Here is a 3,174-nt window from a genome sequence, read left to right as displayed (position 1 = left end):
GCCAGGGCGCCGCGCAGGGCGTCGTGGTGGCGCCCATTCACCGACCAGCCGAAGCGCCGCAGCACCGCCGACAGATCCTCGCCCGCCAGGCACACCGCATCGACCAGCGCCCGGTCGCCGATCGGCCGCGCGCCCGCACCCCGGGCCGAGGGGCGGATCCGGCGCACCGCAAGCGCCGTCCCGTCGCCGATCCGGCGCTGGATCCGGTCGATCTCTTGCCGCTCGGTCAGCAGCGCCGCCAGGAAATCGCCGCCGCCGCCGCCGCGCATCGCCCGCGTTTCGGCCGAGGCGCCCTTGATGCCGGCCGCGGCGTGCCGCTCGACCAGCGCCTGATAGCGGCAGGCCATCGCGATCTGGCCCGGCGTGAAGGGCGGCACGAAGGGCGCCTCGGGGTCGGTTTTCTGGTGGCGTTCCCAGGCCTGCCGGCACATCACCGACAGCGCGTCCAGCATCTGGCCGCGCGCGCTGCCGTCGCGGTAAAGCCCGCCGCGCGCCGTGCTGGCGAAGTTCGGGATCAGCCGCAGCGGCCCCCGGGCCGGCGCGACCGGCGCCGCGGCCAGCGCCTCGGGCGGGGTTGCCGCCGCCAGACGGCCAGCGATCCGCGCCCGTTCCGCCTGCAGCCGCGCCGATCCGCTCAGCGCCCCCAGCGCCCCCGTCACCAGCGCGTCGGCCTCGGCCCGCACCCGGCGCAGCGCCAGGGATGCCAGCCGGGTCAGGCTGTCGGTCTCGATCTCGGCCAGAAGCGCCCGGCCGATCTGGTCAACTGTCATCGACGCCAATTGTGCAGTCATCATGCCGCTTCTCCTTCCGCGCGATCCTGCGCATCCATGATTGCCAGCGCCCGCGCCTCGGCCGCAAACCACCAGTCCAGCCAGCGCCCATCGGCGGCATCCATCCCGCCAAACCGCGCGGCCTCCTGCACCCGGGCCCGGCGGCGCATCGCCCGGTCGGCCTCGAGTTTCAACTCGCGGATCACATAGTCATTGGGCGGCCGGCCCATCTTCTTCAGGTAAAGATACAGTTCCACCAGCCAGCCCTCGGCCCGCGCCCGCCGCCCCGCCGCGCTGCGCAGATAGGTGGTCACAAGCTGGCTGTCCGAGGCCGGCGGCTCCTGCAAGCGCCGCGCCCATTGGCAGATCAGCAACTCGGACGGCCAGCGGTTGCGCGCCTTGCCCGCCCCGTTCGCCTCCACCACCTCGGCCAGCGCCCGCAGGTTCGGCGCCGTCATATAGGCCAGCCGCGCCGCCAGACCCTCCATCGCCGCCTCATGCTGCGCCACCGTCAGCCCCGCCCCGCGCACCATCCCCCGCCCCGCCAGCGGCCGGATCAGCACATCCCGCACCCGCTCCTTGCCAAGCTTCAGCGCCTCGCCTTCCATCCTTCCCCCTTTCTCAGCCTGCTCGGCCGGACTTATCCACAGGTTCGCGTCACAAGCGGAACAGTCTTTTCTCATCTCGTCTTCTCTTCTCTACGCGGGACAGTCACAGCCAGAGCGTGACTGTCCCGATCCGTCCCCGTGACAGTCACAAAGCGTCACCGTGACGCTGCGCTCAGAACCAGTTCTGCCGCCGCGCGTGCAGGATCACCGCGCCATAAGCCTCTGACCCACGGCGCTTTTTCCAATTCTCGGCCAGCCATTCATCCATCCGCCGCATCAGCACCGGATCGCGCAGGGCCGCCTCGACCAGGCCACATTCCTTCAGACCGTCGCGCAGCCGCTGCAGCCGCTTGCGCGCCGCCAGCTCTTCGCCCGACAGCGCCCGCTGGTCGCGCCGCTCGATCGCATCGCGCACCTGCTCCAGCACCACCGGATGCATCAGCCGCGTCTCGCCATCGCAAAGACAGGGCCGCCAGCCCCGGAACGGGCCAAACTCCTGCCGGCGCAGGTCGACGATCCGCCGCGCATCGGTGCGCAGCATCACCGCCAATTCGTCATTGTCCGCCGGGATCGTGCCGACCGGGCTTTCGCTTTGCGCCATGTCGAACAGCGCCCGCGCCATGCCCTGCGCCTCCCAGGAGGCCAGCTTGAAGGTGCGCGAGGACGTCCAGCGGTGATACCACCATTTCACGAAGGAATGCCCGTCCAGCCGCTCGTCGCGGCCGATCGGATAGACCGGAAGATCGCTCGGCACCGCGCGCAGGCCGGGTTGCGGATGCGCCATCATGCCGCCCTCGCCATCGGCTCGGGCCGGTCCTTCATCGACAGGCCGAGTTTCCGCAGATCGCCCCGCACCGCGCCCTCGCCCGCGCCGGTGGCCCGGCACATGGCGGCGACGGTTTCGCCCTGCTGGTATAGCGCCGCCACCGTGGCGCGGCGCGCGGCAATCGCCGGATCTTCCGCCCGGCGGCGTGCCAACGCGCGGCCAAGCGCCGACAGCGCCGCCCGCGGCAGCCGGTTGATCGGCACCCCCGCGTCCTGCAGGCAGGCCCGGACCGTCCGGTCCGCCACGCCCAGCCGCTGCGCGATCTGCGCCACCGGCAGGCCTTCCGCCGTCAGCGCCAGGATCTCGGCCCGGCGCGATCCCGCCCGCGCCCGGCGCTGGCGCGCGGCCCAGGTCTGCCGCCGCACCTGCCGCGGATCGGCCGTGCCCGGATCACCCGGCGCATCGACCAGTTTCGCGCCATCCCAGACCGGATAGGGCCGCCCCGAGACGCCGCGCGGAATGACCCGCGCCCGGCCCGCCAAAAGCGCCGCCTCGATCAGCGCCCGGTCCTTTTGCGACAGTGTTCCGCTCATGCCGCCCGCCTTTCCGAGGCCAGCCGCAGATCCTGCAGAAACGCCCGCGTCCGCGCATTCGGCACCGGCGCCAGGATCACCGCCCCGCCCTCGGCCCGCTCTTCCCAATCCCAGAATTCCCGGCCGGCGGTGAAGCGCCGCAGCCGGTCCAGCCCGTCGGGCAGCGCCTTCGCAAGCCGCAGCATCTCGGCCACGCAAAGATGCGCCGCGCGCAGGTCCTTGCGGAAATCGGTGGTTCCGGTCATGCCGCCCTCCTGCGGGTGATATGTTGGTAAATCAGAGGCTTACAGCGCATCGCCCGCCTCCATCATCGCGGCCAGCCGGCGCGCGGCCGTCACCGCCTCGGCCAGTTCCTTGCGCGCCGTCGCCCGGTCGCCCCGGCCCGAGGCCAGGTCCATGACCGCGCTGACCGCCTCGCCATGTTCGCGCACCGCGTC

5 protein-coding genes are annotated in these 3,174 nt (G+C 72.2%); all 5 read right to left on the bottom strand.

The annotated features are described in order from the left end of the window. On the bottom strand, positions 1-791 hold a 791-nt coding region (locus K1Y73_RS21630), incomplete at its 3' end, for a hypothetical protein (protein ID WP_225030472.1). Next, complete coding sequence (locus K1Y73_RS21625) at positions 791-1,378, bottom strand: hypothetical protein (RefSeq protein ID WP_225030470.1); 588 nt, start codon at positions 1,376-1,378, stop codon at positions 791-793. The genes K1Y73_RS21625 and K1Y73_RS21630, both read right to left, overlap by 1 nt. A gap of 172 nt (positions 1,379-1,550) precedes the next feature. Beyond that, positions 1,551-2,162, bottom strand: coding sequence for a hypothetical protein (locus tag K1Y73_RS21620; RefSeq protein ID WP_225030468.1), 612 nt, complete (start codon positions 2,160-2,162; stop codon positions 1,551-1,553). Beyond that, a complete protein-coding gene (locus K1Y73_RS21615; protein WP_225030467.1) occupies positions 2,162-2,737 on the bottom strand; it encodes a helix-turn-helix domain-containing protein in 576 nt (191 codons plus the stop codon). Before K1Y73_RS21615 ends, K1Y73_RS21620 begins: the two co-directional genes overlap by 1 nt. Continuing rightward, positions 2,734-2,982: a hypothetical protein gene (locus tag K1Y73_RS21610; protein WP_225030465.1), complete on the bottom strand. Its 249-nt coding sequence runs from the start codon at positions 2,980-2,982 to the stop codon at positions 2,734-2,736. The genes K1Y73_RS21615 and K1Y73_RS21610 overlap by 4 nt, the downstream gene beginning before the upstream one ends. Between the last annotated feature and the right edge of the window lie 192 nt (positions 2,983-3,174).

The organism is Xinfangfangia pollutisoli, assembly GCF_020179405.1.
GTDB classification, from domain to species: domain Bacteria; phylum Pseudomonadota; class Alphaproteobacteria; order Rhodobacterales; family Rhodobacteraceae; genus Pseudogemmobacter; species Pseudogemmobacter pollutisoli.
Note: the sequence above shows the minus strand (reverse complement) of the source record. Positions and strands in the feature narration are given on the sequence as shown.